The organism is Selenomonas sp. GACV-9 (assembly GCA_900116485.1).
Taxonomy (GTDB): domain Bacteria; phylum Bacillota; class Negativicutes; order Selenomonadales; family Selenomonadaceae; genus Selenomonas_A; species Selenomonas_A ruminantium_G.
In genome coordinates this window covers 114,964-141,463 of record FPAX01000004.1, presented here as the reverse complement: position 1 = coordinate 141,463, position 26,500 = coordinate 114,964, and the positions used below count along the sequence as shown (strand labels likewise).

Below are 26,500 nucleotides of genomic sequence, written 5' to 3'. Positions count from 1 at the left end.
ACCTCCCTCATAACAAATACATATCATCCTACTCTGATAATCACCCACCATAAATATCGCCAAAAATTTCACGCCATGCATTATACACATCAAATTCCAAAAATTCTTCCACACTTTTTCTAGCTTCTTCTCCCATCTTTTTTCGGTATTCAACATCATCTAATAGTTTTATTATTGCATTAGCTGCTGCAACAGTATCACCTTGTGAAACTGCCATATAACCTCTCCCAGATCTTGTAAGTTCCAGCCAAGGAATCTCATACATAACCATAGGCAATCCCCATTGTTTACTTTCTATGATTACTTGCGAAAAACTTTCATATGATGATGTAAACAAAAAACATCTGCAATTTTATAAAAATCATCTACTATTTTATGATATCCACATATTTCTATGTTACTCTCTAAATTATATCGCCTAATATTATCCACAAGGAGATTATACTCATACTCACGATCCTTGCTTCCTACTAGCTTCAGTTTTGCTTTTGGATATACCTTTATTACATCACGCATAATAGGTATAATGACCATTCCCCGCGTGGTTAGGCACCCAAAACGAAAGGATTCTCTCGATTTTATAAAAATGCTTGATTTTTCGCTGCATTCAAACCATTTAGGCTCCTGGTGGCCATAAAAGATTTACAATTTGCAATCCCTATTACACTACTAAAACTTGCTTGCATCTTGCTACGTAATAACGTTCTGGTGTCGTATAGCTGATGCTGGAATGCAGTCGTTTCCGGTTGTAAAAAAATCCAAATGTACTCGAAGATTGCGGACTTTGCTTCTGCTCGCATACGAAAATGCTGATCATTCAGCCACTCCTGCTTCATCGTACCCAAAAAGCTTTCCATCGGGGCGTTGTCCCAGCAGTTGCCTCTACGGCTCATGCTGCAGATAAGATGATTCCGCTCTATCATAAACCATTCAATAAGTAAATAATTTCTTTTTCTTCACGTAACATCCGAAAAATCATCCATAAATTACTGTAAATCAGCTCCAATTTACATTTAAGTAGTATAGGCTTATTGCGTTAAAGAATCTCCATCAAGATAAATAAAACTACTCTCATGCAATCGTGCATGCAATCTTGCCAATGCCCGCATGGCTCCCTTCCTTTCTCCAAACCAAGATCCTCCATTTCTATGAATAATAAACGTCTTATCACTCACGTATTCATAGCCACAGCATACACCTTCATCTATAAACAACTCGCCTGGGTACACCGTCATACCTTGAAGGTACTGCAAATCACCATTTCGAATCAAACCATGTCGTTCCAGAATTTCTGTTTCATAATCCATACATATCTTCATCTCTGTTCGCTTTTTCATCATGAACGACTCCGTATCGTATACATCCATCCATTCTTTAATTACGCTATTGTAAGCCTGTCCTCCGAATCCAAGTCCAGTAGCAATTTGATTACGTACAAAGGCACAAAATCCCTTCTGGTAGCACAATTCATCCAAGGGACGCAACACCTCTACATCTGCATCTAAATAAATTCCGCCATACTGATAAACAACATCCTTACGTGCATAATCAGACACAAATGCCCAACATCCCTGTTCAGCTGCTTGCTTCATGTAATGATGTTTGCTGATATCATAATTATTTTCATCCCACCTTCTGATTTCCCAACCAGGACAGTTCTTGTTCCAACTGTCTATGCAGTTTTGATATAATTCAGGCAAGGGCCTTCCCCCAAACCAACAATAATGTATGATATGGGGAATAATTTGCTTTTCTTCCAATCGAAATGTACTAGGGATTTTATGTCCTTCGTAGGAGTATACCGCCATGATGCTATAAGCTGTGTAACATACAGTATCTTTCAGTTCAGCTATTTTACTAAGCTGAAGCAGAATCTCCATTGTTGCATTGACTCCTGTTGTCAATATCCATTCAGCTTTACGACCACCACGTCGAATCGCTTCTTGCGGTGACATAATTTCCAAACTCCTGCCACGGTAAAATATTCTCCTACCCCAGCTGGCGGTATAATTATCCACAACGCCAATTATATCATTATCAAGATTAATCATCTCACAAAAATTCTGATAAACCATGCCCGATCCCCAAAATACAATAGGCACTCTTCTGTCAGACAATTCGTGACTACTTGTCAATCCCAAGTACATTCTTTTCCTCTCCCCGCCTCAATGTAATTTTTTCGAATTTGTTAGCATTATATCAGTCACAAATATATCCCACATACTAACAGTATTGAGATAACCTAATTCTGTAATTACGTACAGAAGATACATCATCCATCATGGTTTTATCAACATATCAGCTGACTATTCATGACTCGAATGCTATTCTCAATTTTTTCCTCAGCTTCGCCGACATTTTTAGCTAAGCATAATTTATAAGGCTTTATAGAAGTTACCTATGTAGAACATATTGGTATGTTCACAGCCACTGTAATATTCAACAGTTTCATAAACTCTCTACGTTGCCTTAATAGGGAGTCTGAAAGTTGCTTCTATTTAATAACAGCTATACTGCAATGATCACCAATAGGAAACTTACGTAATAACCCTCCTGTTTCTTGTTCGTAATCTTTTACCGCTTTGTTTACGCCCGGCAACTCTTGATGAAAATAATCATGCAACAAAATCACACCGCCACTTGACATTTTAGGATAGAAGAATCGCAATCCCTCTAACATAGGCTGATACAAATCCATGTCAAGATTCACAAAACAAAAAATATCATCAACATCTGCTGCGCTTTCAGGGAAGTATCCAACACAAAACTCACAAAGATTTATATTTTCCATTCGCTTTTTCACAGTATTTATATTCGTACATAAGAAGCCATCACTTTTATTAAACTCACCTCTTAGAAAAGACTCATTTCCAATTGCACGCTCTACATCCAAGTCTTTTTCTGAGAAGCCTTCAAACGTATCAAATAAATAACATCTCCTATCGTAAAAATACTTGTTTATATAATATGCAAATTCTCCTCTGTTGACTCCAGCTTCAGCTACGCTTCCCTTTATATTTTCCTTATAAACATATTTCGAAAAAGCTTTTACCCAATTTACTCTTATATCAGATTCATCATAACGGTTATGGTTAGAAAATACTTTTGTTTTAAGTTCTTCATCCTCAAGCAGGAAAATACATTTTTCTCTTGGCACATGCAGTTCACATAACTGCTTCCTTATCTCCTTCCTAGCTATTTTTGAAGCTACTGATACAACGATTTTATCATATTCGAATTTTTGTATCTCTTCTGGTCGTTTCACCAACCCGTTTTCTAAATTATCATTTTATTGTCTATCCAACCAATTATTATATGTGATGTATATTCCTTAATATATTTTTCAAAAATCTTTCCATTGCGACCGGCCCCAAATATCAAAATCTTAGCCATACTCTTTCTCCCCTCTATTCACATATTTTTTGTGATATTAAATCAGCTATATTTCTGTTCACTACTTCATTCAAATGTGAAGGAACAGCCCCATATTCATAGCCATCATCGGTAAAATAGTTTTTCAGTCTTGATGTATCTACAGACTTGCATTTTTCACAGTTACATTCGAAGAAATCATAATAGTACTTTAATTTTTTATTGATTTTTACAATCTCATTCTTGTCCTCAAAATCAACACATCCTGTTAAATCTCCATGTCTTTCACTAAGATAGCTTTTTACAAGAATAATATGCTCACTTGGTATATAGCATCTTAGCCTATTTATAAAATTTAAACATTCTTTTTTCCACAACACATCACATTCTTCACTAAATCTTGATATAACTCTCCCTTTCACAGATACGACCGCATCATCAAAGGCATCTGTCTTGGTCAAATAACCACCATCAACTTCCAATATATCAAAACGCTCTTCCATAAAATCCAGAATTAAATATTCTATTTTTTCTTCTTTTATTATATTCCAAAACGACGATGCAATATCCCGTCTCACCATAATTTGTCTATACTTATTTTTATGTGAGATATCTAATCCATCAACAGGATGCATAACACTAATAATACTAGAAAAATTAAACCGTAAATAAGGATCATTCAGCTGATCCATATCGCGCAAAATGACATTAAGATTATATCCTCCAAAAGTAATATAAGAAATCTCTCTATTATGAGGAAATAATTCTCTCAAAAAAGTTCTGTAGTTATTACGCAGTTCCAAGAAATCATCTTTTCCTCTAAGCGGATACAATCCGGCCAAACTTTCAGATGATTTTATATGTAACATCCTTCGTAATGTATCTCTGTATTTAGAAAACAGTCCTCTCTTTTTGAAACCATCTATCAAACATCTATAAGCCTGAATGCCTTCTGCATTAAAATCAACCGCATTCCACCTAGGCTTTGCGGAAAGAGAATTTTCCCTGAACTTTCTATAATAATAAAGAGGCTTTCTCACACATACAACCTTATTGGCAAGAGCCACAAGCAATGCATACACTCCACGTGCTTGGCTGTGACAATCTGGGAATTCTATCTGATTGTCTATCCATAATGTTTTTTTATATAGACATCGCCAAATAGCAGTATACCCTCTCTTTATCCGTTCTTCTTTATTATACTCCTTTCCAACAGCTCCCCAGCAAACTTTTACAGTTTTCTTCCCCGTATTATTATTAACTCGATATACATCACATTCCACTATATCAGCATCTTCAGTTATAATCTTCTCATATAGCAGTTTCAAATAATCCCTATCCAGCCAATCATCTGCATCTACAAAAGCAATATATTTGCCCTCAGCTTTTCTTATGCCATAGTTTCTTGTGAGTGATAGGCCTTCATTTTCTTTTGAATATAACTTGAATCGTTTATCCCTAGCAGCCCAGTCTTGACATACTTGCTCAGATCTATCTGTTGAACCATCATTTATCATCAACACTTCAAAATCACGATATGATTGACCAGCTACAGTTTCCAGACATTGATTCAGATATTTCTCTACATTGTATACTGGAATGATTACACTTATCTCCATACTCCAACGCCCCTCACTTACCTAGTCACAGCAAAAATTCTAAAATTGCATCTCACCAACGGCCTGACTAATTATCGCTATCCCGTTTATCTTTTCTGTTACTTTTCCAACATTATATAAGCTCGCATTATTTCACCAATTTCATCTCGAGTATAATACTTTTCGAAATCTTTTTTTGTATCAGTACATCCTGACTGAAAATATTATTGCTGAAATAGCTTGCATCACAATCATACACATCACAACTCAACGCATCTACATTATAATATTTTGCCAGTATCAATCTATGCAAACCATCCATCAAACAGTAATCCCTGGTAATCTTCACATTATAATCTTGAAAGAATCCTTTATTCTCGAATTGGTAGATCCTATCTTTAAACCTATTCCACCTTTGTTCGGCAAACTTAAAGGTCGTGAAATGCATATAAGTTTTCTTATATATCGCTCCATTATATTTATTATGTCCTAGATAATCGCACAACGAAAAATAATAAACTGCTGGCAAGCAACCACTATGCAGATTCTTAATCAGTTTACTCACTTTTACTGATATATTTCTTTGAACCGGCTCTCCAACTTCTATATCAAACAGGTGATGATATATACTGAATATGAGAGAGAAAATCTACTATTTCTTAAGGCCAAGGGCTATTCCATAACTGCTATAGCCAAAAGTATGGAGCGCAATAAGTGAACTATATCCCGTGAGCTTCGCCGAAACTCTGTTGCCAATAAGTATATGCCAGTAGTGGCACAACACCAGTATCAGGCACGCCGTGCATATTGCAAGCCACATAACAGACTGGAACACGCCCGGCTTTTGGAACATGTGAAGCATAGGCTGCTTGAATGTCAGTGGTATCCAGAAGAAATTGCCGGATGGCTGAGAGCCGAATATGGCAGGTGCGTAATTAGCACCACAACCATCTATCGTGCGATATACAGTGGATGGTTGAACGCTCCCAAAGCCTCCACGGCAAGCGTCGTAAAAAAGTTGAGGCACCATGGCAAGCGCAGGAAAAAGCGCTCCATTGAGGAGAAGCGTGGTAAAATCCAGATCAGCCACGATATTACAGAACGCCCAGCAGGAGCCGAAAACCGCTCAAAAATAGGCCACCGGGAAGCGGATACCGTTGTGGACAAGCAAGGAAAAGCCTGCCTTGTAACCCTTGTCGACCGAAAAAGTCGCTACCTTATGTGCGGCAAGGCTGACAAGAAAAATGCTCAGGCAGTCAGCAGGGCAATGGTTGACCTGCTTCTTGGTGCCAAAGTCCTGTCGGTAACGCCTGACAAGAGCAAAGAATTTGCCCGCTATGCAGATGCGACCGAATACCTAAAGATGGCCTGCCATTCTATTTTCCGCAACCTCACCAGCCGTGGCAAAGGGGATTCCAACGAGAATACTAACGGCCTGCTTAGAGAATATTTCCCAAAGGGCAAGGACATAACAGAAATTCCTGATGACTACATACAGAGAAAAGTTGCTATGATGAATTTGCGCCCAAGGAAATGTCTTAACTACAGAACACCATATGAGGTCCATTTTGATGAAGTGTTGCACTTAGCTTGACAATCCGTCACCTAATAATAAATATAACTTAAATACTTATTTTTTTCCTCAAGAGCATTTTGTTCTGACTGAGTAAACTTCAATAAATGTATATTCGCAATCAGAGGAATAGCCGCTGGATTATGTATTTCTTTATATGGAACCGTTTCTGGATATATCTCACATTTTACATTCGATAACCGATGATATAACGCTAATGAAATACGATGCGCACCATCAACTATTAACCCATTCCCCAATATTTTAACTGGTTTATTTTCATCATAACCTTTCTTTTCCCAATTAATAATAAGTTTCAAAAATTCTCTTAGCCTTTTTTCCACCACATCATCAGCTGAATCTAGTAATTTGATTGACTTTTTATATATTTCGTACCCATAATCATTTTTTCCATAATATTGTTCAATTGCTAAATATCTTGCAGGTAACACTATACTATCTTTGCTCGCACGCCATATTGTTGTCAAACTAACATCGCTTATATAAGGCTTTCCCAACATAACTTCATACAAAAATGGGTATATCCATATATACTCTCTATAGCCTTTTTTTTGCAAAGCAATTTCTATTTGGGGAACTATTGCCTCATGCACTGCAATCAATACCAAAGGGTTTGAATACTTTTTTAATCCGTCCAGGCTTATAACTGGAAAACCTTCTACACTTGTCACTGTATTTGACGAAGTCACGTATGCTTTAATTCTTTCGCCTAACCCTTGCCTTCTCAACGTTTTAAAAAAACGTTGTGCAACATATCCCGCCCCATAAATCACACACTCTCTAGAAGCTATTATTCTTTTTAAATCATCAGCATCCTTAATATTTAACATTGATAAATAATTCCTCAATCTTTACGACCTGCTAATATTCATACCGCATATAAAACAGTATCATTACCAGAAAATGAATACGTACGTAAATACATTTTATAATCAGGGTGAATTCTTAGTAAAAAAATTGGAATATCCCATATATCATTTCGCTTATGATATACGCTTATAGCAAGCTTTGGCCTGCTTTTTTTTATCGTATTCACTGCCCCCTGCAAAGCTCGCAGCTCTGAACCCTCTATATCCATTTTTATAAAAGTAGCTCTTTTATTACTTATCACAGAATCAATACTTTTTACGTGTATTTCTTCCCCACTGACAACATCAGTTTGTATTGTCCTGTCCCCTGCAATATCTTGTCCTTTCTTTAAACGAAGAATTGTATCTTCATTCCACAAACCGCATTCATAATACTTGATCTTATCAGGAGTAGTTATCTTAGCTAAATTATTTTTACATTTATGCATTAAATCCGAATTTGGTTCAAATAAATATATCTTTCGATAATCTCCGCCACACCATCTTATAAATTGCTCTGAAGTCTCACCCTGGAACCCCCCACAATCAACAAATATTTCTTCAGGACAATGTTGTAACACATCCAAATCAAAATACTGACATTCCTCTGCCATTTTCCCCAGAATAAGTAAGTTTTGTTTAGATATTCCTTCATTCATAAATTGAGCAACAACTGATTGATAATTAAATAAAATAGAAATAACAATATAATATTCATGTAGTTTTGGACGCATATCATCAAAACTAAACACTTTCAATCCATTTATCGTTTGACCACTTTTTTTATTATCTATAAAGCAATCTACTTTAATATCCGGGAAGAAATTTACAATAGATTTTCCCCATGTACCTGCTCCAAATAAAGCAACCTTTTTTTTTGTCATAGCTACTTTCTCGAGTAGCACCTTTCCCAATACACTATTTCGTACAATTTCTTTCATGTACTTTTTTTCATCAGTTAAACTATATAACGAACGACTTAAATATATCTGTCTTGATATATCGTCCTGAAGCTGATTATATACATTTTTTAGAGATACAGTATTTTCTTCTTCACCATAAAAGTTATCCATTTTTTCCTCCACTATCTATCACACATGATATCCACAGTCTTCTTTAATCCATTTTTCATATCGCAATCAGCTTGCCATCCAATTCTTTGTATTTTGCTTGTATCCATAACAGCAATTTGAGCCTTAGAGAATCCTTTTTTCTCCACCGCATTAGGTAATTCAAAAATAATATTTTTATTGGATATTTCAGCCAATATTTCTGCAATTTCTCTCAACTGAAATACTCCATAAGTATCTGCAATATTGTATGCTTCTCCGTCATTACCACTAACTAATAAAAGCAACAATGCTCTCACAGCATCCATAACATAGATATAAGAAAAGCGTTGCGTACCATCACTTTTTAATACTATATCCTCACCGTTAATAGTATTTATGATAAATTGGGACAGAGCCTTACTATCATCCAAGCGCATAGTAGGCCCATAAACGCGTGACAATCTGGGTATAACAATATCCATTCCATATTGCTCACGATAAGCTTGACATAGAGCCTCTCCTGCTCTTTTCCCCTCTGGATAAGCTGCACGCAAAGTATTACAATCTAAATATCCACAGTATTTTTCATCAAATATATCTGTTTCGTATAACGCATTACCGTATATTTCTACAGAAGACAAAAACAATACTCTTGCTACATTTTTTTCACGACCAAATTCCAATATGTTTTTTGTCCCCTCAATATTGGTCATTAAAGACCCAATAGGATCTTGAGCATAAAGGCGCGGATGGGTATTGCTTGCAGCATGAATTATATAATCAATATCTACCTCTATATTGAATGATTCATTGATATCAAACTGTACAAAATAAAAAAATTGCGAATTCCAATAATCTGCAAATCGTTCTCGTGCCTTATCCTCGCTTCGACTCAAAGCATAAACTTTAATATCTTCATTATACAACTTATTTCTAAGCATAATCGCATCTATTAGCACAGTCCCCAGTAAGCCACTTGCCCCTGTAATCAGGATGCTTTTCCCGGTTATTTTATTCCAGTCTATACCGTAATTTGTTATTTTTTCTATTTCCATTTTATATAATTCATTATGGAAAAACATTTTATATTATCTCCATTCTATTTCATCCACTCACTTCTTTTTACAGTAAGAAGCGCTTTAAATAATTCAAAATCTTCTACAGTTGTTATTTTTATATTTTTGTTTGATCCCTTGGCAAAATATAATTTTTCGCCTAAATCCGCCATCATAGTATTAGTATATGCAGAACCATAGATGCCAATTTTCTCTTTAAATGCTTTTTGGTAACAATCATATAACTTACAGAATTTATATGCCTGTGGAGTAACCACTCTTCTCAATGTCTCTCTTGGAATATATTTTGTTGTTGATATCTCGTCATCTTTTATAAAAATCTGTTCATTGTATGGTAATGATGACACCGCATTACCATACTTATGGCACACGACCAAAACATCAGAAATTACTTCCTCATCTATCATTGGGCGAATACCATCATGAATAATCACAACATCCTCTTTGTCCAATTTATCCTTTAAGTTGACTATTCCGTTACGGATAGATTCCTGTCCAGTCTCTCCGCCAGATACGACCCATTTCAGTTTTGTTATATTATATTGTTTTGCATAAGCTCTTAATATATCATGCCAACCTTCCAAACATACTACTTCGATAGCATCAATCTCTGGGTGTTTTTGAAAGCTTTCTAAAGTATATATTATTATTGGTTTATCGTTAATATTTATAAACTGCTTTGGAATATCTTGCCCTGTTCGAGTTCCCTTTCCACCAGCAATAATTAGCGCTATATTTTTCATAAATACCTCGCATTTATCAAGTCATTATACTACTCTCAATAAAATCCGCAATTCTCTCTGAAGCCTTTCCATCATTTATCATACCTAGATCTAAGCACATTTTATCGATTTCATATTGATATTTTTGTTTTTCGAAACAATCAATAATATCATTCATCTCCCCATTATTAGTTGCAATGGCAAACGGAGGATTAGCATCAACATCAGGAGCAATTTCACGATTTGTTGTTATTGTTTTATCCTCAGATATAACAAAATTCATTCCACCACGTTGATTAATATATTCGTCTAAATCATCCATATACAAAAAAACAGGTAATTTCATCGCCCCCGCTTCAAAAGCAATACTTGAAAAATCTGTAATAACTACATCGCTAGCTGCCAACAGCTCATACATATCATCATATTGGCTAACATCGATAATTTTTTCACTGTCTGCCCCATCCATATTCTTTTGCTGCAACGCTAATTGCGGATGAAGTCTCTGAAACATAATCCATTCCCCGCCAAATTTTTCTTGCAATTTCCTTATTACATTCTCCTTATCTAATGAAGCATCTTCAAGCAAAACCTGTCTTCTCGTTTTTTGTCCTATTTCTCGATATGTCGGGGCATAGAGAACAATATGCATAGTCTGTGGTAATTTAAACAGATCTCTTATGTATATCCTAAATCTCTGCCTGTCATTAACTAATATATCTTCCCTAGCTTGACCATATTTTAGAAATTCTCCTTCATATACCATACCTTTTACAAATGCCTCTGTTGTCCAATCCGAACTGGATATCATATAATCAATCATATCTGAATCATGCTTACTGACAAGATATGCTATTTTAGAAAAAGCTCTTCCACGCCACATGCCAATAGCTTTAAAGCCTACGTTTCCATGCCATGTATTAATATAAACCTGATCTGCACGTTTACGGACTTCCAACGGCTTACGATAGTTATCGATCCACAATTTTGATGTTGAAAGATAAAACGCTCTATTCAACAACGTATTTTTCTTCTTTTTTATATAAGAGGGGAATTTTTTCCTTTCATCATTAACCAACCAAACATATTCATAACCACATTCTCTACGCTGTAACTCCTCGATTATATATTTGGGATTACAGCAAAACCCGCCTTTACCTTCAAATGTAACAATACATATTCTATTCTCACGAATTGAATATACTCTAAATATATAAAACAAGATACTTTCTACGACACTTTTTATTTTTCGGTATTTAATATAGATATTTTCTGATATCACATCTTACTCCATTCTAGTGCAGTATCTTATTAAAATTCAACACATTTTAGCATCACTTACTCAAACTTCGCAAATAATAAACTGTCATTCTAGTATTATCAACTTTCCAAAAACAAAAACATACTCCATCTCCACTTTGTATGATAAAAGTACCCCCAGCCTCGTAACACAAACACTACCGACTTGTTTAAGTTGTGCGAGATTTAAGTTTGTAACTGTATTCTAACTACATCTAATTTGTTTTTTGAATTTAAAACCATCTTTTACATTCTTCTAAGTTAGCAATTATTCCGCTATTATTTACCAATTTTATAATGCACTCTCTTGCATTTCTACTATCATCATATATTAACTAATTTGCTACTAAAAATATTAACACACCATACCAAATATTTGCATTCATCCATAATACATACTCCCATCACTTTGTAGTACATATCCTATTCTCATGATAAAACATCCCGTGCGCAACATGCTCCTCTAGCCACACTGAGATGTTAACAAATCATGCGTAAATCATGTTCCGTTACCATTCGGGCAATCTTCGAGAACGAAGCCCCACGCTCAAGGCCTATCGGCTTTATGGCAATGCTTGCATGCCAGGTTTGCAAATAGAACTGCCCTGGCCTTTTCCGGCATTCGAGCTGTTTGCGGCTATTATCCACCCAGACTGCTGCCGTTGAAAGCTCATAGGCACGATTCTTGAGTGTATTCTTTACCTTGCGAATGCCAGCAGGAAATTCTTTTATCATATCATCCACAAGCCAGACAAGGTCTAAATCCTGCCGACGCTTCAAGAGTTCTAAAGCAATATACTTTGGATTGCAGGAAAAGCCCGTCGTCCCCTCGATAGTGGTAAAGACTATCTTCTTGGGATTTATGGGATACTTGCGGCAATAGTAAAATTCTCTAGCCTGTTTCCTGCCCTGCCGCAAGCGACGACGTATATATCTGTCCTCTTTCGATAGCTTCAAAATCCTTCTTCCTACAATATAATATTTATATTCGACTTCCAGCCTTTTTCTCCTTCTTTTCTGCATGACAAGAAAAGGCTCGGTTGCATCTTATCTGCAACTGAGCCTTTTTATACACCAATGACAATAAATACCGACTTCAAAGTTTACAGTATATACACCTCTGGTTCGTTAATGAAGATATCTGTTATGCCTTGATCTTCCAGCTTTGACAAATCAAGTTTCGTTCCTGTCGGCTTTTCGGGATAGAGATGGCCCGTAAACCAGGCACGGACGGTTTGACCGGTCAATTCTTCGCGTATCCGATCCATAGCCCGCCAGAAGGGATGGATGGCGGCGCCAGGGAAGTTTTTCTGCTTGAACAGACAGTCCGAAGCGTTGAGATCCAGTACTCCTAGCTTGGCATTTGGTGAGAGCTTTTGTACGATTTCCAAGGTTTTCGTATAGAAACTCGAATAGACAATGTTCTCCTCAATCCCACGTTTCTGGATAAATTCGACGATTTTTTCCTCGATGCCTGGATAGTGATAGACATTGTTCTTTATCTCGATGTTTACCTGCAGTCCTGCCTGGATATACGGCGTGAGGAGGTCGAACACTTCCTCAGCTGTAGGGATATGCTCTGCCTTTGCTGTTCCCGTGGCGATATGCAGATAGGATAGTTCCTGCAGGGTAAAGTCACGGATATTGCCGATACCATCGGTTGTACGGTCGACGCGTTCATCATGGCATATGACCATCTGCTGATCTTTTGTCAGCTGGACATCGAGTTCGATGCCCGTCAGTCCATGTTTATGAAGTTCGGCGGCCCTTTCAAAAGCGGTCAGCGTGTTTTCCGGATAGCGCTGGCTGCAGCCGCGGTGTGCCCAGAATTTCATACGATAACCGTCCCTTCTTCGATAGGTGTAGCCTTGCGCCAGGCCAGGAATTTCTCCATGATGTCGGCAAAAGCAATCGATTCATTGCGCGTGAGCTTGAACCCACCACGCGGATTGCCGTTGATGGCTGAGACGAAGTCACTGAGCTCATAGCGCAGGCCATCGCCCAAGTATTTCGTGTAGACCTTTTCGTTTTGAGTGAAATCCTCATAGCAGATCTCAAATTCCGTCGTCTTCCACCACGGCGCAGGCACAAAGATATAGCCTCGCGTACCCGAGATCAGCAGGTGACCGTCTGATTTCACCTTCAGCCCCGTTTTTGCCGTGGCCATGCTGTGCGGATAGCGAAAATAAGCCTTGGTATAGAGATCGACACCATTGGCAGCCTTGAAGCATTCAAAGCGCACATCTTGGTATTCCTTGCCCAGCAGTTTGATTATGGGCAGCAGATTATAGCTTCCATACTCAGTAAAGCTGCCGCCATGCTCAGCATTAGTGAGCTCACGCATTGAATCCTTCGGGAAGATGCGGGTAAAACACGACTCCACATCGCGGATTTCACCGATGATACCGCTCTGTACCATTGACAGCAGGCGGATGAACCCTGGCGTATAGGCGGTCTTGATTGCCTCCATGAGCACCAGGCCACGCTCCTCTGCCAGCGCAAACAGCTCCTCTGCCTCGGCCTTTTTCAGGGTCATCGGCTTTTCACAAAGCACATGCTTGCCATGCTCCAGCGCGTTTTTTGCATAGGTGTAATGAAATTGGTGTGGCACACAGATATCCACGGCATCTACATGCTCATAGAATTCCTCTTCATCGGCCGTATAGAACTCGCACTCCATCTCTTCAGCGAAGCGTTTAGCACTCTCGATATGCGGGTTGAATACCCCCGTGAGCTCCATGCCGCTGACATATTTGGCCTCTGGCACGAAGCGCCGCGCAATGCGGCCGCTGCCGATAAGCCCCATGCGAATGATTTTATGATTATGGGTGCGCTTCATCGTGCTCGATATACCCTTGGTACGCTCAAGATAACGGACTTCACAAAAGTCCTTTAGATAGTCGAACTTCCCTGTCCAATCCGATCCCAACACAAAGATATCCGCGCCATATTTTTGGATATCTTCAACCTTCTGGCCGATATGGTCCTCCACGATGACTTCATCGGCAAAGCCGCTTTTCTTGACGTTTTCGATGCGCGTCATCAGGGAATCGACCACGTTGAGTTTTCCCCTTGCCTCATCAAAACTCTCCGTAGTGACACCGACAATCAGATAGTCGCCCAAAGCCTTAGCACGTTTGAGCAGCCGGTAATGGCCTTCATGGAATAAATCAAACGTGCCATATGTGATTACCTTGACCATAGTATCATCTCTCTTCTTTCTCTTTTAGCTTTCCATCTGCTGTCTTACATAGGAATAGATTTTCTCACCAGCAGTCCCATCATTATTTACCGCGATATCTGCATAAGCCATAAGTTGCTTTTCTTTATCAAATACCTTGCCATGGATATTGCCATTCAGCAAATCCCTAAGCGAATTGAATGCATTTTCTCTACAACCATATAAAAACCACTTTGACATCCGGTCAAAGCCTATTGCCATACATTCCTTACTGCCATCATCAAAATAAATGGGAATTTCCTCCCAATTTTCTTGCTGCCAATCGACCTGGTACAACGTTCTAGTCGGAGCATACATAAACTTCGGCAAGCTCTTGGTTATTTGATCCCACCCCTGCCAAAGGAAGCAGCCTATTCCCCAGGTATATAAATAGCCATTCGCCGCCTCCGGACTGGGACGGAAAGTATTTTTCCATTCCGAAATCTTCCCGTTTGCCTTATCGATCTGCAAAAACATATTTCCCCACCCAGGCACAATAAAAACAGTATCTGATGAAAACGCCGCCGATGCTAGTGGCAGTAAATCACATTCATAATGTATCCCAGGATGATAGCAGGTAAACCCTTCTGGAAATCCTTCATACTTCTGCACAGTTCCCTCTAGCGGATTCCAGCACCATACCTCTTGCCCGCGAACAGGCAACATCCAGATTTTATCATCTTCGGGAATCAATGCGGAAAAGCCACTGACACGTCCCGGTGATAAATCAACCGTTTCCACTGATAGCGGTTCAGGTGTGATGATAATTTGCTGTGCACTGCTTACAGCCGACACCACCAGCTTGTCCTGCCATACGCAGCTTCCGCCCACAAACCAATCCCCATTTAGCATAACCGAAGTTACTCCCTTGGTTCCTTCAATATATGCAACAGAATCATCCCGCGTATCCAGACATACGATAGCCGGATACTTTAGTGGGATAAGAAATATCTTATCCTGCAAAAAACACGAACCTGAAAAAAGTCCACTATGGCTTTCGTCATCACGCAGTTTTATCCGCTTGATGATTTTCTTATCTTGCACCACCAATACTTCATTGGTGCTCACGGGACATATATATAGCTTGTTGCCCACCGGATGAACCAATTGATAGTACCCACCATCCTGGTCTTCCGACAAGCGGCAATAAAATTCATAGTGATGGTCATGATTTGGCGAATGGAACAGACAATTATTCCAAGTAATGATCCAATCCTCATCCATTGAAGCAAATGCATTGAATGCTTTACCCAGCCAATCATTTGCCTCAGGCAGCTGATGAATCTGGTTATCCAGAGCAAAGATTGGCTTGCCAGCCACGCCAAACAATGACGTAACACTGGTTCCTGTATCACCGATATAGACATCTGACCAGGCAATCGCCGTCTCAATCATCGGCGTATCATCATAGATGCCGATATCATGCGACAGGAAATAGTCTTTTACTGCCTCATACCTAGCTACCGCATCCGCACGGATTGATTTCAGCGTAGCCATCATCAATGGATGCGGACGCCAAAGAATGCATGCATCATCGCGACCTTCAAACGTCTTGAATACATACATCATCTTCTTTAAGAAGGCCTCAACATCTGCCAGCATCCCATTGAGACTGGTATTGTAAAAATAAACCTTACGTCCCCTTATTTTCTCCTTCCACCCAACTGGTGGCTCAGGCGGATTTTGGCAGAGCGTGATGACCTTGTCAAACTTGGGCGATCCCAATGGTTTCACCTTATCCCTGACCGAGGGATCAAAAAAGCCTCTCAGCCGCTCCGCCTGGACGAATATAGCCTCTACATTCTCATAGGCTGGACACATCGCCTGACTCTCAGCCATCCCGCCTGACGTACTATAGTAGGGAATATAGTATAGATGTTTCGTTGCCTCTTTCAAATTGCGCGAATAATACTGTCCATCCACTGAGGTAACGGCATTATAGTCATCATACGGATTATGGATGAATATGGCATCCGGACACCATGCCTTCAACTTTTCCAACGGATAATCATGCCAGTCCAGTACTGGAACATCTGCGGGAAACTTGTCCGCCTCGCAATGCCATGCCGCCACGGTTCTATCGGGATTACGATCTGCATAAGGAATGGGGATGACATAGGTATTACAGTGTTCCGCATCCTCTTTGGCCGCTCTCCATACGCTTTCCAGGCTATCCCACATCGAGGCCTTATACGGCAAGAAAACGATATCCTTTTTGATTTCCCGTTCATCCCGCAGGATTTTTACCAGATAAAAAACAATATCCTGACATAGCTGGCAACACTCTTTGTTTTCCTCAGCACTTATTGTCTGCCAATCTGTCCGGTCAATGGTATGGATCAATCCGGAGACCGTATCATGATAGTCTGCATATCTGCTAGCAGAGAAATTTGTCCTGCACTGTTCATCAAATGCCTGTAGTATTTCTTGTACAGCTAAACGCTGTACCGCATCCGTCCATTCAATCTGCTGAAATACCTCTTTCAGGCTAATCAGATTCTTTATCAGTTTTTGCTGTGTACTGCGATCCATCATAATAACATGCCCCTCAAACCTTACCTCTCCGTCCTGATTTTCTACTTAGAATAAATTCTACATCCAAACCATTCTTCCCTTTATTTATCAGTCAAAAGACTATTTTACAGCTTATTTGCCAGCCAGTATAACAAGCCTCCGCAAATTGCCGTAAAACCACTCCCCGTTGTCCAATAAAAAATATCGCCATGTATCTCACCGGTAAATGGATTATAGACAAACAGCATCGCCAAAGCAAAGGACAGGATGACGCTACCTACGCCTTTCCAGTTCATACCACCCGGATACCGGTAGGCATCATGTCCCGGCAGCATATACGCATCAGGCAAGGATATCTCCCGTTTGCGGATCAGCAAATAATCCACTACGGTCATCCCGATGATTGGCCCCTGGATATAGGCTGCCAAAGAAATAAACGCACCAAAATTCTCTTCAACGCCGCCCCAGATCGTCAACAAGCTGACATAAACCATAGCCCCCAGCACCAATAAACGATAACTTGCCGTAGGAAATCCGCTCTTCACAATCATGCAATTGACATATGAGCCTGTTCCCTGTGTACCGATATTGGCAAAGGCCACCAACAGCAAACTCAGGAGTGCAGCACCAGGTCCACATAGTGCTGCCAAGATAGTTGTCGGATCGCTTTCATATGTACCATTTGCCACAAACATTGCCATTGCCATAACACCACCAGCAGCAACAAAGAACGGCGCCACGAGTCCATAAGATATCGCCGTGCCCCAATAGCCACTGCGTTCTGTCTTGGCAAGTCTAGGCAGCACCAACGCCTGCGTCGACCAGGAAAAAGCAAAAGCTACATTGCCTTCTGCCGATGTCACAAAACGTGTCAAAAAAGATTCATCCCCCGGCGACAAAGCCTGTACTTGCACGAGCTGCTCAAGCGGCACCGCCGTCAGACACAAGCCTACCACGATAACACCAACCAGTAGCAATGCTGCCACCATCATCCGGCTGACCCAGCGAATCATCTCCGGCCCACCAAGCGCTATATAGGTACCTAAAACGACACACAGTGTCCCCAGTACTGGTTTCCAGATTGATACATCTAATACCAGTCCAAATAGCCCCGCCAAGTGAATCATCGATGAGGCAAATAGTCCGGCAGCCACTGCATACCAGCCAAAATTTGCCAGACTGATCGTCGTGGACAAGATAGCTACGCCACGCTGTCCTAGGACAGCCCGTAGCCATATCCAAAGATCGATACCATAATGCACGGCAAACAATACTGGCAAACATTCGATAAGGATCCAAACGATATTCACACAGAAAATATTGATGAGCATCTGTTTGAAGCCCAAAAACTGAGCCACATATGCCCCCTGCGTATAACACCAGGTTGCAATGGCAAAACCACTGGTTGATAGAAATATGTCTGCAAACGAGTATTTCCGTTCGTCCCTCAAAATAGGTACTACACCCGTAACGGTTTCCTGTTGGATATAATGCTGCTGATTCATTCGCCTAACCACCCCATCATACAAGCTGCCAGCATCAATAGCGAACCGGCTATCCCTAGCAAGATTCCAGCTTTATCTATAGCAGGAAGTGCCTCGGGGAACCGGTACGCAGGGTCAGACATGATCGACAGACGCCGTTCCGTTTCTTCGCGTAATATCTTCTGGATCACTTTTTCATCAGACATCTATCAGCCCTCCTCTTGATATATAGCCAGCGCTCTTTTCTGATATGTTTTTGCATTGCGATACCAGATATACATATATTGATCGACGCTCTTGCCATTGGCCTCCTGATAGAGCGACCATAGGAACCAATAATAGGAACATACAGCTAGATAGGCCATATAATGCAGGCGCTCCTGAGGCAAAAGCTCCCGTCCTTGATACAGCTGCCAAACCTTTTCTACTTCTGCCTCGGAATAATCCGAGCACGTAACGAAGGTCCCCAAGTCAACCGCAGGATCAGCCATGCCAGAATACTCCCAATCGATCAAAGCCGCCCGTCCTTCACTATCAAAGAGGAAATTAGCCGCATAGCTATCCGCATGACAAAGACTTCTATATTTCTGCAAATCACAAATTGACCGCAACGCCTCGATTGCTTTTGCTAATTCCTGCATGTCCGCAAAATCATCCTGTCCCTTTTGTTTGAGTGCCTGCTGAAAACGTGTGATTTCCTGCCAGATATCAAAGGAATAGTCTGTCGTTCTACCACTTGCATGCAAAATTGACAACAGCTGCAACGCCTTTTCGACCTGTTCCCAATTATGATAATCCAAGGTTTGCGCCTGCTCGATGTAACGCGATATTTTCCAGCCACTCTGTGCATCCATAAATATATACGTATTATCCAGCTGCAAATCCTTGGCAATCTTCATAGAAGCTGCTTCACTTTTCCGATTGATATACAAGGACGTTCCACGGCCAGGGTGACGATAAATATAAGTTTCCCCCCGGCAACAGAAACGGAAAGATAAGTTCGTCATACCAAATTTTATAGGGACAATCGTATGGATTTCATCCTCCCTACATGCCAATACCTGACAGATATTACGGAACACCTCCGAATCTGCATTGCAAATATATTGATCATCAAATTGACGCAATTCATCCAGCGAATCAAACTCATGAATGATTGCTGCATCGTACTTGCGGATATAGAGTGTCAGCTCATCAATATGATTTTTATAGAGATCCTCCCACAGCTCTGCTTTTACTGACGGCCGCTCATATTCCCGTCGCAATATCTCCACAAACCGCCTGCTGAAAGTCCGGTCAAAATAGACATGCCCCAGCATATACCAGGCATTCTCGCCACCAATATCCACCTGACAGATACGTCCAGTCTCATCTACACGCAAACAGTATTCATCTGTCGGTCCCTCTGCATAAACAGCAGCATAATAAGGCCGATATACATACTCTTCAAAGGGGTTCTCCGTAAAATAATTATCCGATGAGCAAATATAGGTATTTCCAAGCTTTTCAGCTACCCGCATCAAAGTCGATGTATTGTTATAGCGATAATAGTCCTCATTGACAACAATATGAACACCATATTTCTCGGCCAAATAGAAGAACTTTTCCTTCATATAACCGACTACCAGATAGATTTCCCGTATCCCGGCTTCATGCAGCTGACGGATTTCACGCTCTATGAGTATTTCGCCTTTTACGCGTATAAGTGCTTTAGGCTTTTCATAGGACAATGGCGCAAATCGTGAGCTCATCCCCGCTGCCATAATGACTGCATTCTGTACACGATAAGGCGCAAGCTGTTGCCGGACCTTTTCATCGACAATCCCATCGATCTGCTGCTGCCGATAGGTTGTCATTAATTCATTAAACTGTTTTTCCGTCATCATTTTCCTGTCCTCTCAAGCCTTGTCTTTTTCATACCATTCCCAGCGTTTTGCCCGCATCTCTGGCCACTGCCGGCCATGATTATTGATATCCTGGCTGAATGACTCGATGATATCCCTGAAATATGCTTCCAGTCGCTCAGATTGCACCGGCTGCTCACTATTGCGCCGATATATATGCAGCGACAGATCCGCAAGATCCGTGCGACCATCTTCATCCAATACTTCGCGTGATTCTGCCCGGCACTCATAATCCTTGGTGCGTACACATATCATCCAGGGAATCCCCGGATACATGGACATGCTGATCGTATACTCCCTGGCCGTTCCTCCTAGCGCTGCTGGTAATTGGCCATCCACATATTCTGGCACAGCAAAACCTGCACAATGCGCCAGCACAGGATAAATATCTACCGCACTGGTCAATTCATCTACCATCCCTAACGCCGGAATCCCCGAACCTCGCAGCATGAAAGCAGCTCCCGTCTGATGTGAACTCAATATATAATTCTTTTCATCATAGATAGGTACACCATGATCAGAATACAGCTGAATGATGTACTCATCTTCTGCATAATTGGCATTGATATGATCAAACAACTTTTTCAATGCCATATCAACATCACGGATTCCCTGCGCATTCCAGTGATGATAGAGCGGCCTATTCGGCAGATAGACACTGTTTTTCTTTTGTTCTTCCTTTAAGGACCGCTCGCTCAATCCGAAATGCGTCTGCGTGGTAAGCGGGAGTTGGAAGGTATGTGCCGCCCAAGGATGCGTATCCATCATATGCAGCAAGAGAAATTGGTCACATTCGCCAAAGGCTTCCAGTTGATGGATGGTTCGCTCCACCCCTACATAAGCAGGCAAGGCATAGGCATTCGTAATCAAACGATCATAGCCACGTGCCGTACCATCGTACACGCCCTCGCCGCACCCCATGATATTCACACAGTAATACCCTTGTTTTTTCATCTGTTCCGACAGGGTAATATATTCGCTGTTCAATGCATCAGCTGCTTTTTCATTGAACAATTGCGAATGCTGCGGATACATTCCAGTCTCAATCGTAGCAAACGATGGATAGGTGTATTCTGACGCCGAATAATGATTTGAAAAGATAATCCCTTTTTCAAAAAAAGCCAGGATATTCGGTACCAGCTCATAGTCTTGTTCTTGAACTGCCCGCCAGCATAATGCGTCAACCAGTATATTCAACACCACTTTTTTGCGTCTGGGACTATGCTCCAGTAAAACTGGCTCTCCCAATACAAATGGTTCTGCCGAGGACAAGGTTGTTGTCTGCTCTAAACGAAAAAAGCTGCTTGTCCACTTCCCTAACCAGTCGGCAGTCGTGCCTGTATCTGTCAAGAAATTCAGTTGTTGATGCTCCACCGTACCAATTATAGGTACAATCACTGCTGAGCCTGCCAGCTGAATAGTCTCACTCTCCTTGATGGTTTTTCCCTTCATCAAATCAAAGGTAAAATCTGCACCACAGATTTCTGCTATTTCTTCATCATCTTTGATTTTTGCCAACAATTTTCCCTTATAGTCCAGCATCTCCTGCTCTGTATACGCGCCTGACCACAGCCGGTATTCATTCTGCTCATTTAACGTCGGCAGATATTCACCAGCGAAGATAGCCAGTTTCTTCTCTATGCCATTTGGCGTAAAACGCATTCGCCCCTGTGCTATTGGCGCAAAGTCGCCATGTCCCATTGCCAGAGAAAAGACATCCAGTATTGCCTGCAATTCTTCCCGCGGTATGGGGAGATTGACCGGTTCATTGTAAAACTTCGACGCCAGACCAGCGAAAAAAATAGCTTTCTTCTTGTCGCCCTTTTGCCAATAGGCATCGCGTAAGATACGCCACAGCTGCAAATTGATTTTTCGCTTTTGCAATGCTTTTTCCGCATACTCTAGTGCCACCTCATGATTTCCATGCGCTAGCGCATAGCTGGCATAAAAGATATTCCCCTCGGTCTTATCATCATCAGCCTGCCAAAATTCTATCAACTTTAAAAGATACGCATCGTCAAATTTCTTATCCTTTACATCTTCTGTCAAAGAATAAAACAACTCATTCTGTCTCATCTTATACCTTTCTCACGCTGATAGCTGCTTTCATATTCTCATTTTCCAGCAACAACTGTTTCCCTACAGCCTCTGCTTGGCAGAGGCGCTCCACATCTTGCCGCTGCTCAATCAGCTTGCAAAGCAAGACACATATCACAGCAGACGCATCTTGTGCAGATAACGATGCCCCTCCGCTCTCGAGCATCTGCACAATATCCGCATCTTTGCTCATATCGGTCTTTGCCCAACTGCCATTCTGCAGTAGTTTCAGGATGTCCGCAATAAACATCGTCCGGACATCCTTTTCCCCAACCTTACTCAGCAGTACCGCCAAAGTATGCATATAGTCAGCAATCTTGGCTTTAGGATGATCTCCCCGCAAGATGGAATGATTAGTGACCCGATACTCATAATATATTTGCGGGATAAGGAGTACCCGCTCAGCATATTTCAAACATTGATAAACGAAAAGCCAATCTTCATCATTGGTAATTGCCTCAAAGCGGATATGATGCGTCCGCAGGAAATGCAGGGAAAACAATTTCGTCCACAAAGCCGCGTAAAAGGCGCGGGATGCCAACAGACTCATCCGCTGTTCCTGTGATTCAGTCAGCATCTGTGGCTGCTCAATGACTATACTGTCATCGATATACGCCTCCTCATAGCCGCCATCTTCTGATAGTAACCACCGTCCCCTGGAATGTACGATATCCGCATTGTTCGTCTCAGCAAAGTGGTATAAAGTCTCCAGCATATCTGGCTTGATCCGATCATCACTATCAACAAACACAACGTATTTGCCCGTTGCCAAGTCTAAGCCCCGGTTACGCGCTGGCCCGGGGCCTTGATTCTCTCCCAATGAATACATCCGCACTCTGGAATTTCGGCCGAATCGTTGCTGGCAATAGGCCAGCCCTCCATCCGTTGAGCCATCATCCACCAGGATTACCTCGATATCTTGCAGCGTCTGATTCAATATACTGGTAATACACTCTCCCACAAAGCGTTTATTGTTATACAGCGGTACTATTACCGATACGATTGGCATAACTCTAATCCTTTCTAACAGAAGATATCTACTGTTTCAAGAGTACCTCCCGAAAATACTGCCGATAGGGGATATCTGCGCTTAGGATTATCCCCTCATGATCTGTTTTCCCTTTTACGAACTGCATATAATCGCCATAGCTTTCGGTCAATATCTTATCGTATTCCTTCGGTATGACAATGCTCCCCTGCTCAAAGGGGACTTCCATGGTTTCGGCAAACCAATCTCTTTGCCAGGACGGCGTAATGTCTAACAATTCTTCCGTGATGAAATTAACCCGGCTTGACTTGCCAAAGTGATCGCTGCAAAATGTTTCAAACTGTTCCATGCGCTCAGCTGCCGGCATCCGGCAAAGGCGCTGCAATAGTTCCCCACTTACCCGGGAATTCCCACCATCACTTACATACGCATCAATCTGTTGCGGAGACACAATTGTAGCCCATAGCTCATACTGGATTTGTTTGATACTGTCCAGCCGTTGTGATTGTTTATCCGGCACGTCATCTAACGGGAAAATATCCAGGAATATTCCCTGATGCATATTGGGGTCATCTATAAACTCAATTCCTGTCGTCCTGCTGTCGCGAATCTTGGAAAATGCCATCAAAAAGCTATCGGTATAACTATTCTGCAAAAAAAACGGTTCCGACAGCTCCTGAGCAGCAATCGCTTTGAAGCGCTCATAATCGGGGCGCATCATCAATACATCGATATCATCATCCCAGGGAATGAAGCCCTTGTGGCGGACTGCTCCGAGCAAAGTTCCATAGCCCGCATACCATTTAAGATCATGCTTTTTGCATATTGACCGGAATTTTTCCAGTAGACTCATCTCTACCTGCCAGACTTTCTTGCGATCAGTCGTTACTAAAAAGCCCGACCGTATTTCATCTTTGCCAATATCTTTAATCCAATCCATTCTCTGTCACATCCTGTCCTTAACGAAGTTGTGCCAGCATAGCCTCATATTGCTGCCAAAGCCCTTCATCAGCCTGTTGCTTATGTGCAGCAACCATATCATGATTGCGCTTCATAGACTGCTGGGCTATCCTTTTCCCTTCATCACCCAGCGAATCGCCTTCCTGCAGAAGCAGGATTCCCCACTCCAATTGCTGCCAGACATAGCGTTCAATCGCAATATTCTTCTCGGGCGCAGCGCAGAGTTCCTTCTCCTGGATCATGCCGACCAATCCATAACGTCCATCTTCAGGTCTTCTCATCATGAGCAATTTCCACATGGTCATCTGCAACACACGATTGCTCAGGAAACAATCACGGAACCAATGGCAATTATCCATAATCCCCCGACGGATCAATGTTCCAGCAATCCCTCGTGACGGGTTCTTGCCATCGCGCAAAAGAATTTTCCACACTCTTTCCCGATCTGCCGACAAGAATTCCTCATCAACGAGAATATCGGTATACGGCGACCAATCTGCGTAACTCTCATCTCCATTTACCATCGTAAATGCATAGTCAAAATCCTGTGTCTCCATGCAAACTGCCATCTTCATAATCTTATCTGGGCGAATAGAATCCCCTGGCAACAGCCACTGCACATAGTCGCCAGCAGCCTTGGCAGCTAATGTATCAAAGAGATTCTCCCCATTCAATAGATGGATATTACCATCTGCATTACCAGCCAGATTGACACCAATATCCTCAGTTCCCGACAGATTGCAGATAAATATCTCTAGGAACGGATACGTCTGTTCCTCTACGAGGTGCAAGGTCTGCTGTAAAGCCTGCCTGTCACCAAGATACGGAATTACCACGGTGACAATTTTCTTACGTGCCTTGATTTTCTCCTCCACGTATGACTCAGCCACCAAAACACTTGCCGCCATCAGATTCTTCAGTACATCTGGCCGCACATTCTGGCTATACCGCAAAGAAATATCCTGTACATAGGGACGCAGATCAAATACCTCCCCATCTTTCAGCAGATTATCCGGCTCTATGCGCTCGCCCTGGCGAATCTTCTCATAAAATCCTTTCAGATAGCTGGCTGTCGGCGTATTGACTGAATACTTCGATACATTATTGATCCAGCTGGTTGCAATCTTAGCCATATACTGTTCATCACTGCGCCAATGATAGTGTGCCGTATGCACATAAGGCGCAACCGTCCAGGCAATCTGGGGATGATTCGGATTGTTTTCCCAAAAGGCAAAATGACACCCTTGAACCAGACGAAACCCGGGACGCTTAGCCATCTCAGCGCCTACAATCGTCTTCTGCCCTGGAGCAAAGTCATGACTGCGCTGGCAGGGACGCAGCAGCGTAAACTTATCTTCATCCTCATGCTGTTTCAACGGCTCATAGCTGCGCCACTCCAGTTTATACAAGAGCTTTGTATCAAGCTGCTGCAAAATCTCACGGCATGACAACTGATTTTCCGTATTAACGAGGAACTCATCGGCATCCATCGGCAGGATAATATCCGCCCCATAGTCATCAATCGCCTCCTGCAGCAGAGCATTCATGACTTCCTGATGCGCCAGCTCAACCTGATAAAGGGATCTTACCACCACTGGCAATCCCTCTTGCTGCAGGCACTTCAATATTTCCATTGTCTTGTCCGAACTGCTATGATCAGCAAGGATTATCACATCAGCAAACGTCAAGGAATGACGGACAAAACTCTCAATCAAATCTGCTTCATTCTTTACCATCGATACTACGGCGATTTTTTTCATAGCCCAAGCTCC

Annotated in this window: 20 protein-coding genes and 2 pseudogenes; 1 reads left to right on the top strand and 21 read right to left on the bottom strand. The window is 41.5% G+C overall.

The genetic code is table 11. From position 1 onward, the window contains the following. Window positions 1-40: 40 nt before the first annotated feature. The 5 genes and pseudogenes from BM322_RS05850 to BM322_RS05830 form a co-directional block, all read right to left on the bottom strand. Window positions 41-340, bottom strand: a pseudogene (locus BM322_RS05850) (glycosyltransferase); the annotation flags it as partial. 321 nt (window positions 341-661) lie between these two features. Continuing rightward, window positions 662-899: pseudogene (locus BM322_RS05845) on the bottom strand (integrase core domain-containing protein); the annotation flags it as partial. A gap of 129 nt (window positions 900-1,028) precedes the next feature. Next, on the bottom strand, window positions 1,029-2,147 hold the full coding sequence (locus BM322_RS05840; RefSeq protein WP_075428971.1) for a glycosyltransferase family 32 protein: 1,119 nt from the start codon (window positions 2,145-2,147) through the stop codon (window positions 1,029-1,031). Between the two features lie 347 nt (window positions 2,148-2,494). Beyond that, window positions 2,495-3,265 (bottom strand): TylF/MycF/NovP-related O-methyltransferase, encoded by a 771-nt coding sequence (locus BM322_RS05835; protein ID WP_075428970.1) that lies wholly within the window; start codon window positions 3,263-3,265, stop codon window positions 2,495-2,497. A 142-nt stretch (window positions 3,266-3,407) separates the two neighbouring features. Next, window positions 3,408-4,991 (bottom strand): glycosyltransferase, encoded by a 1,584-nt coding sequence (locus BM322_RS05830; protein ID WP_075428969.1) that lies wholly within the window; start codon window positions 4,989-4,991, stop codon window positions 3,408-3,410. 700 nt (window positions 4,992-5,691) lie between these two features. Between BM322_RS05830 and BM322_RS05820 the strand changes: the two genes are divergently transcribed. Continuing rightward, window positions 5,692-6,564, top strand: a complete 873-nt coding sequence (locus tag BM322_RS05820) for an IS30 family transposase (RefSeq protein WP_318254549.1) — start codon at window positions 5,692-5,694, stop codon at window positions 6,562-6,564. An 11-nt stretch (window positions 6,565-6,575) separates the two neighbouring features. Here the strand turns inward: BM322_RS05820 and BM322_RS05815 are convergent, their stop codons facing one another. From BM322_RS05815 to BM322_RS05740, 16 genes are all read right to left on the bottom strand, one after another. After that, window positions 6,576-7,394: a hypothetical protein gene (locus tag BM322_RS05815; protein ID WP_075428967.1), complete on the bottom strand. Its 819-nt coding sequence runs from the start codon at window positions 7,392-7,394 to the stop codon at window positions 6,576-6,578. Between the two features lie 38 nt (window positions 7,395-7,432). Next, window positions 7,433-8,485 carry an FkbM family methyltransferase gene (locus BM322_RS05810; RefSeq protein ID WP_075428966.1) on the bottom strand — a complete coding sequence of 351 codons (1,053 nt, stop codon included), beginning with the start codon at window positions 8,483-8,485 and terminating at the stop codon, window positions 7,433-7,435. An 11-nt stretch (window positions 8,486-8,496) separates the two neighbouring features. After that, window positions 8,497-9,546: an NAD-dependent epimerase/dehydratase family protein gene (locus BM322_RS05805; RefSeq protein ID WP_075428965.1), complete on the bottom strand. Its 1,050-nt coding sequence runs from the start codon at window positions 9,544-9,546 to the stop codon at window positions 8,497-8,499. Between the two features lie 17 nt (window positions 9,547-9,563). Next, window positions 9,564-10,283 carry a 2-C-methyl-D-erythritol 4-phosphate cytidylyltransferase gene (locus BM322_RS05800; protein ID WP_075428964.1) on the bottom strand — a complete coding sequence of 240 codons (720 nt, stop codon included), beginning with the start codon at window positions 10,281-10,283 and terminating at the stop codon, window positions 9,564-9,566. 16 nt (window positions 10,284-10,299) lie between these two features. Then, complete coding sequence (locus tag BM322_RS05795) at window positions 10,300-11,544, bottom strand: CDP-glycerol glycerophosphotransferase family protein (RefSeq protein WP_075428963.1); 1,245 nt, start codon at window positions 11,542-11,544, stop codon at window positions 10,300-10,302. Between the two features lie 497 nt (window positions 11,545-12,041). Beyond that, window positions 12,042-12,518, bottom strand: coding sequence for a CDP-glycerol glycerophosphotransferase family protein (locus BM322_RS05790; RefSeq protein WP_075428962.1), 477 nt, complete (start codon window positions 12,516-12,518; stop codon window positions 12,042-12,044). Between the two features lie 146 nt (window positions 12,519-12,664). Then, on the bottom strand, window positions 12,665-13,396 hold the full coding sequence (locus BM322_RS05785; protein WP_075428961.1) for a glycerophosphodiester phosphodiesterase family protein: 732 nt from the start codon (window positions 13,394-13,396) through the stop codon (window positions 12,665-12,667). Then, window positions 13,393-14,763 carry a Gfo/Idh/MocA family oxidoreductase gene (locus BM322_RS05780; protein ID WP_075428960.1) on the bottom strand — a complete coding sequence of 457 codons (1,371 nt, stop codon included), beginning with the start codon at window positions 14,761-14,763 and terminating at the stop codon, window positions 13,393-13,395. Before BM322_RS05780 ends, BM322_RS05785 begins: the two co-directional genes overlap by 4 nt. A gap of 24 nt (window positions 14,764-14,787) precedes the next feature. Next, window positions 14,788-17,316: a hypothetical protein gene (locus BM322_RS05775; protein ID WP_075428959.1), complete on the bottom strand. Its 2,529-nt coding sequence runs from the start codon at window positions 17,314-17,316 to the stop codon at window positions 14,788-14,790. A gap of 104 nt (window positions 17,317-17,420) precedes the next feature. Continuing rightward, the gene (locus BM322_RS05770) at window positions 17,421-18,800 is read right to left on the bottom strand and encodes a cytosine permease (RefSeq protein ID WP_075428958.1); all 1,380 of its coding nucleotides are present in this window, start codon (window positions 18,798-18,800) and stop codon (window positions 17,421-17,423) included. Continuing rightward, a complete protein-coding gene (locus BM322_RS05765) occupies window positions 18,797-18,985 on the bottom strand; it encodes a hypothetical protein (protein ID WP_075428957.1) in 189 nt (62 codons plus the stop codon). The genes BM322_RS05770 and BM322_RS05765 overlap by 4 nt, the downstream gene beginning before the upstream one ends. A 3-nt stretch (window positions 18,986-18,988) precedes the next feature. Beyond that, a complete protein-coding gene (locus BM322_RS05760; RefSeq protein WP_075428956.1) occupies window positions 18,989-20,665 on the bottom strand; it encodes a phosphotransferase in 1,677 nt (558 codons plus the stop codon). Between the two features lie 12 nt (window positions 20,666-20,677). Next, window positions 20,678-22,759: a sulfatase-like hydrolase/transferase gene (locus BM322_RS05755; protein ID WP_075428955.1), complete on the bottom strand. Its 2,082-nt coding sequence runs from the start codon at window positions 22,757-22,759 to the stop codon at window positions 20,678-20,680. 1 nt (window position 22,760) lies between these two features. Further along, a complete protein-coding gene (locus tag BM322_RS05750; RefSeq protein WP_075428954.1) occupies window positions 22,761-23,789 on the bottom strand; it encodes a glycosyltransferase in 1,029 nt (342 codons plus the stop codon). 28 nt (window positions 23,790-23,817) lie between these two features. Continuing rightward, window positions 23,818-24,708 carry a phosphorylcholine transferase LicD gene (locus BM322_RS05745; protein WP_075428953.1) on the bottom strand — a complete coding sequence of 297 codons (891 nt, stop codon included), beginning with the start codon at window positions 24,706-24,708 and terminating at the stop codon, window positions 23,818-23,820. 19 nt (window positions 24,709-24,727) lie between these two features. Further along, window positions 24,728-26,488, bottom strand: a complete 1,761-nt coding sequence (locus tag BM322_RS05740) for a glycosyltransferase family 2 protein (protein WP_075428952.1) — start codon at window positions 26,486-26,488, stop codon at window positions 24,728-24,730. Window positions 26,489-26,500 lie beyond the last annotated feature (12 nt).

What these genes read in the sequence shown, in the direction of transcription:
- BM322_RS05840 (WP_075428971.1), bottom strand. Translation starts at nt 2,147, where the DNA reads ATGTACTTGGGATTGACAAGTAGTCACGAATTGTCTGACAGAAGAGTG.
- BM322_RS05830 (WP_075428969.1), bottom strand. Translation starts at nt 4,991, where the DNA reads ATGGAGATAAGTGTAATCATTCCAGTATACAATGTAGAGAAATATCTG.
- BM322_RS05815 (WP_075428967.1), bottom strand. Translation starts at nt 7,394, where the DNA reads ATGTTAAATATTAAGGATGCTGATGATTTAAAAAGAATAATAGCTTCT.
- BM322_RS05810 (WP_075428966.1), bottom strand. Translation starts at nt 8,485, where the DNA reads ATGGATAACTTTTATGGTGAAGAAGAAAATACTGTATCTCTAAAAAAT.
- BM322_RS05805 (WP_075428965.1), bottom strand. Translation starts at nt 9,546, where the DNA reads ATGTTTTTCCATAATGAATTATATAAAATGGAAATAGAAAAAATAACA.
- BM322_RS05800 (WP_075428964.1), bottom strand. Translation starts at nt 10,283, where the DNA reads ATGAAAAATATAGCGCTAATTATTGCTGGTGGAAAGGGAACTCGAACA.
- BM322_RS05785 (WP_075428961.1), bottom strand. Translation starts at nt 13,396, where the DNA reads ATGAAATTCTGGGCACACCGCGGCTGCAGCCAGCGCTATCCGGAAAAC.
- BM322_RS05780 (WP_075428960.1), bottom strand. Translation starts at nt 14,763, where the DNA reads ATGGTCAAGGTAATCACATATGGCACGTTTGATTTATTCCATGAAGGC.
- BM322_RS05775 (WP_075428959.1), bottom strand. Translation starts at nt 17,316, where the DNA reads ATGATGGATCGCAGTACACAGCAAAAACTGATAAAGAATCTGATTAGC.
- BM322_RS05770 (WP_075428958.1), bottom strand. Translation starts at nt 18,800, where the DNA reads ATGAATCAGCAGCATTATATCCAACAGGAAACCGTTACGGGTGTAGTA.
- BM322_RS05765 (WP_075428957.1), bottom strand. Translation starts at nt 18,985, where the DNA reads ATGTCTGATGAAAAAGTGATCCAGAAGATATTACGCGAAGAAACGGAA.
- BM322_RS05760 (WP_075428956.1), bottom strand. Translation starts at nt 20,665, where the DNA reads ATGATGACGGAAAAACAGTTTAATGAATTAATGACAACCTATCGGCAG.
- BM322_RS05755 (WP_075428955.1), bottom strand. Translation starts at nt 22,759, where the DNA reads ATGAGACAGAATGAGTTGTTTTATTCTTTGACAGAAGATGTAAAGGAT.
- BM322_RS05750 (WP_075428954.1), bottom strand. Translation starts at nt 23,789, where the DNA reads ATGCCAATCGTATCGGTAATAGTACCGCTGTATAACAATAAACGCTTT.
- BM322_RS05745 (WP_075428953.1), bottom strand. Translation starts at nt 24,708, where the DNA reads ATGGATTGGATTAAAGATATTGGCAAAGATGAAATACGGTCGGGCTTT.
- BM322_RS05740 (WP_075428952.1), bottom strand. Translation starts at nt 26,488, where the DNA reads ATGAAAAAAATCGCCGTAGTATCGATGGTAAAGAATGAAGCAGATTTG.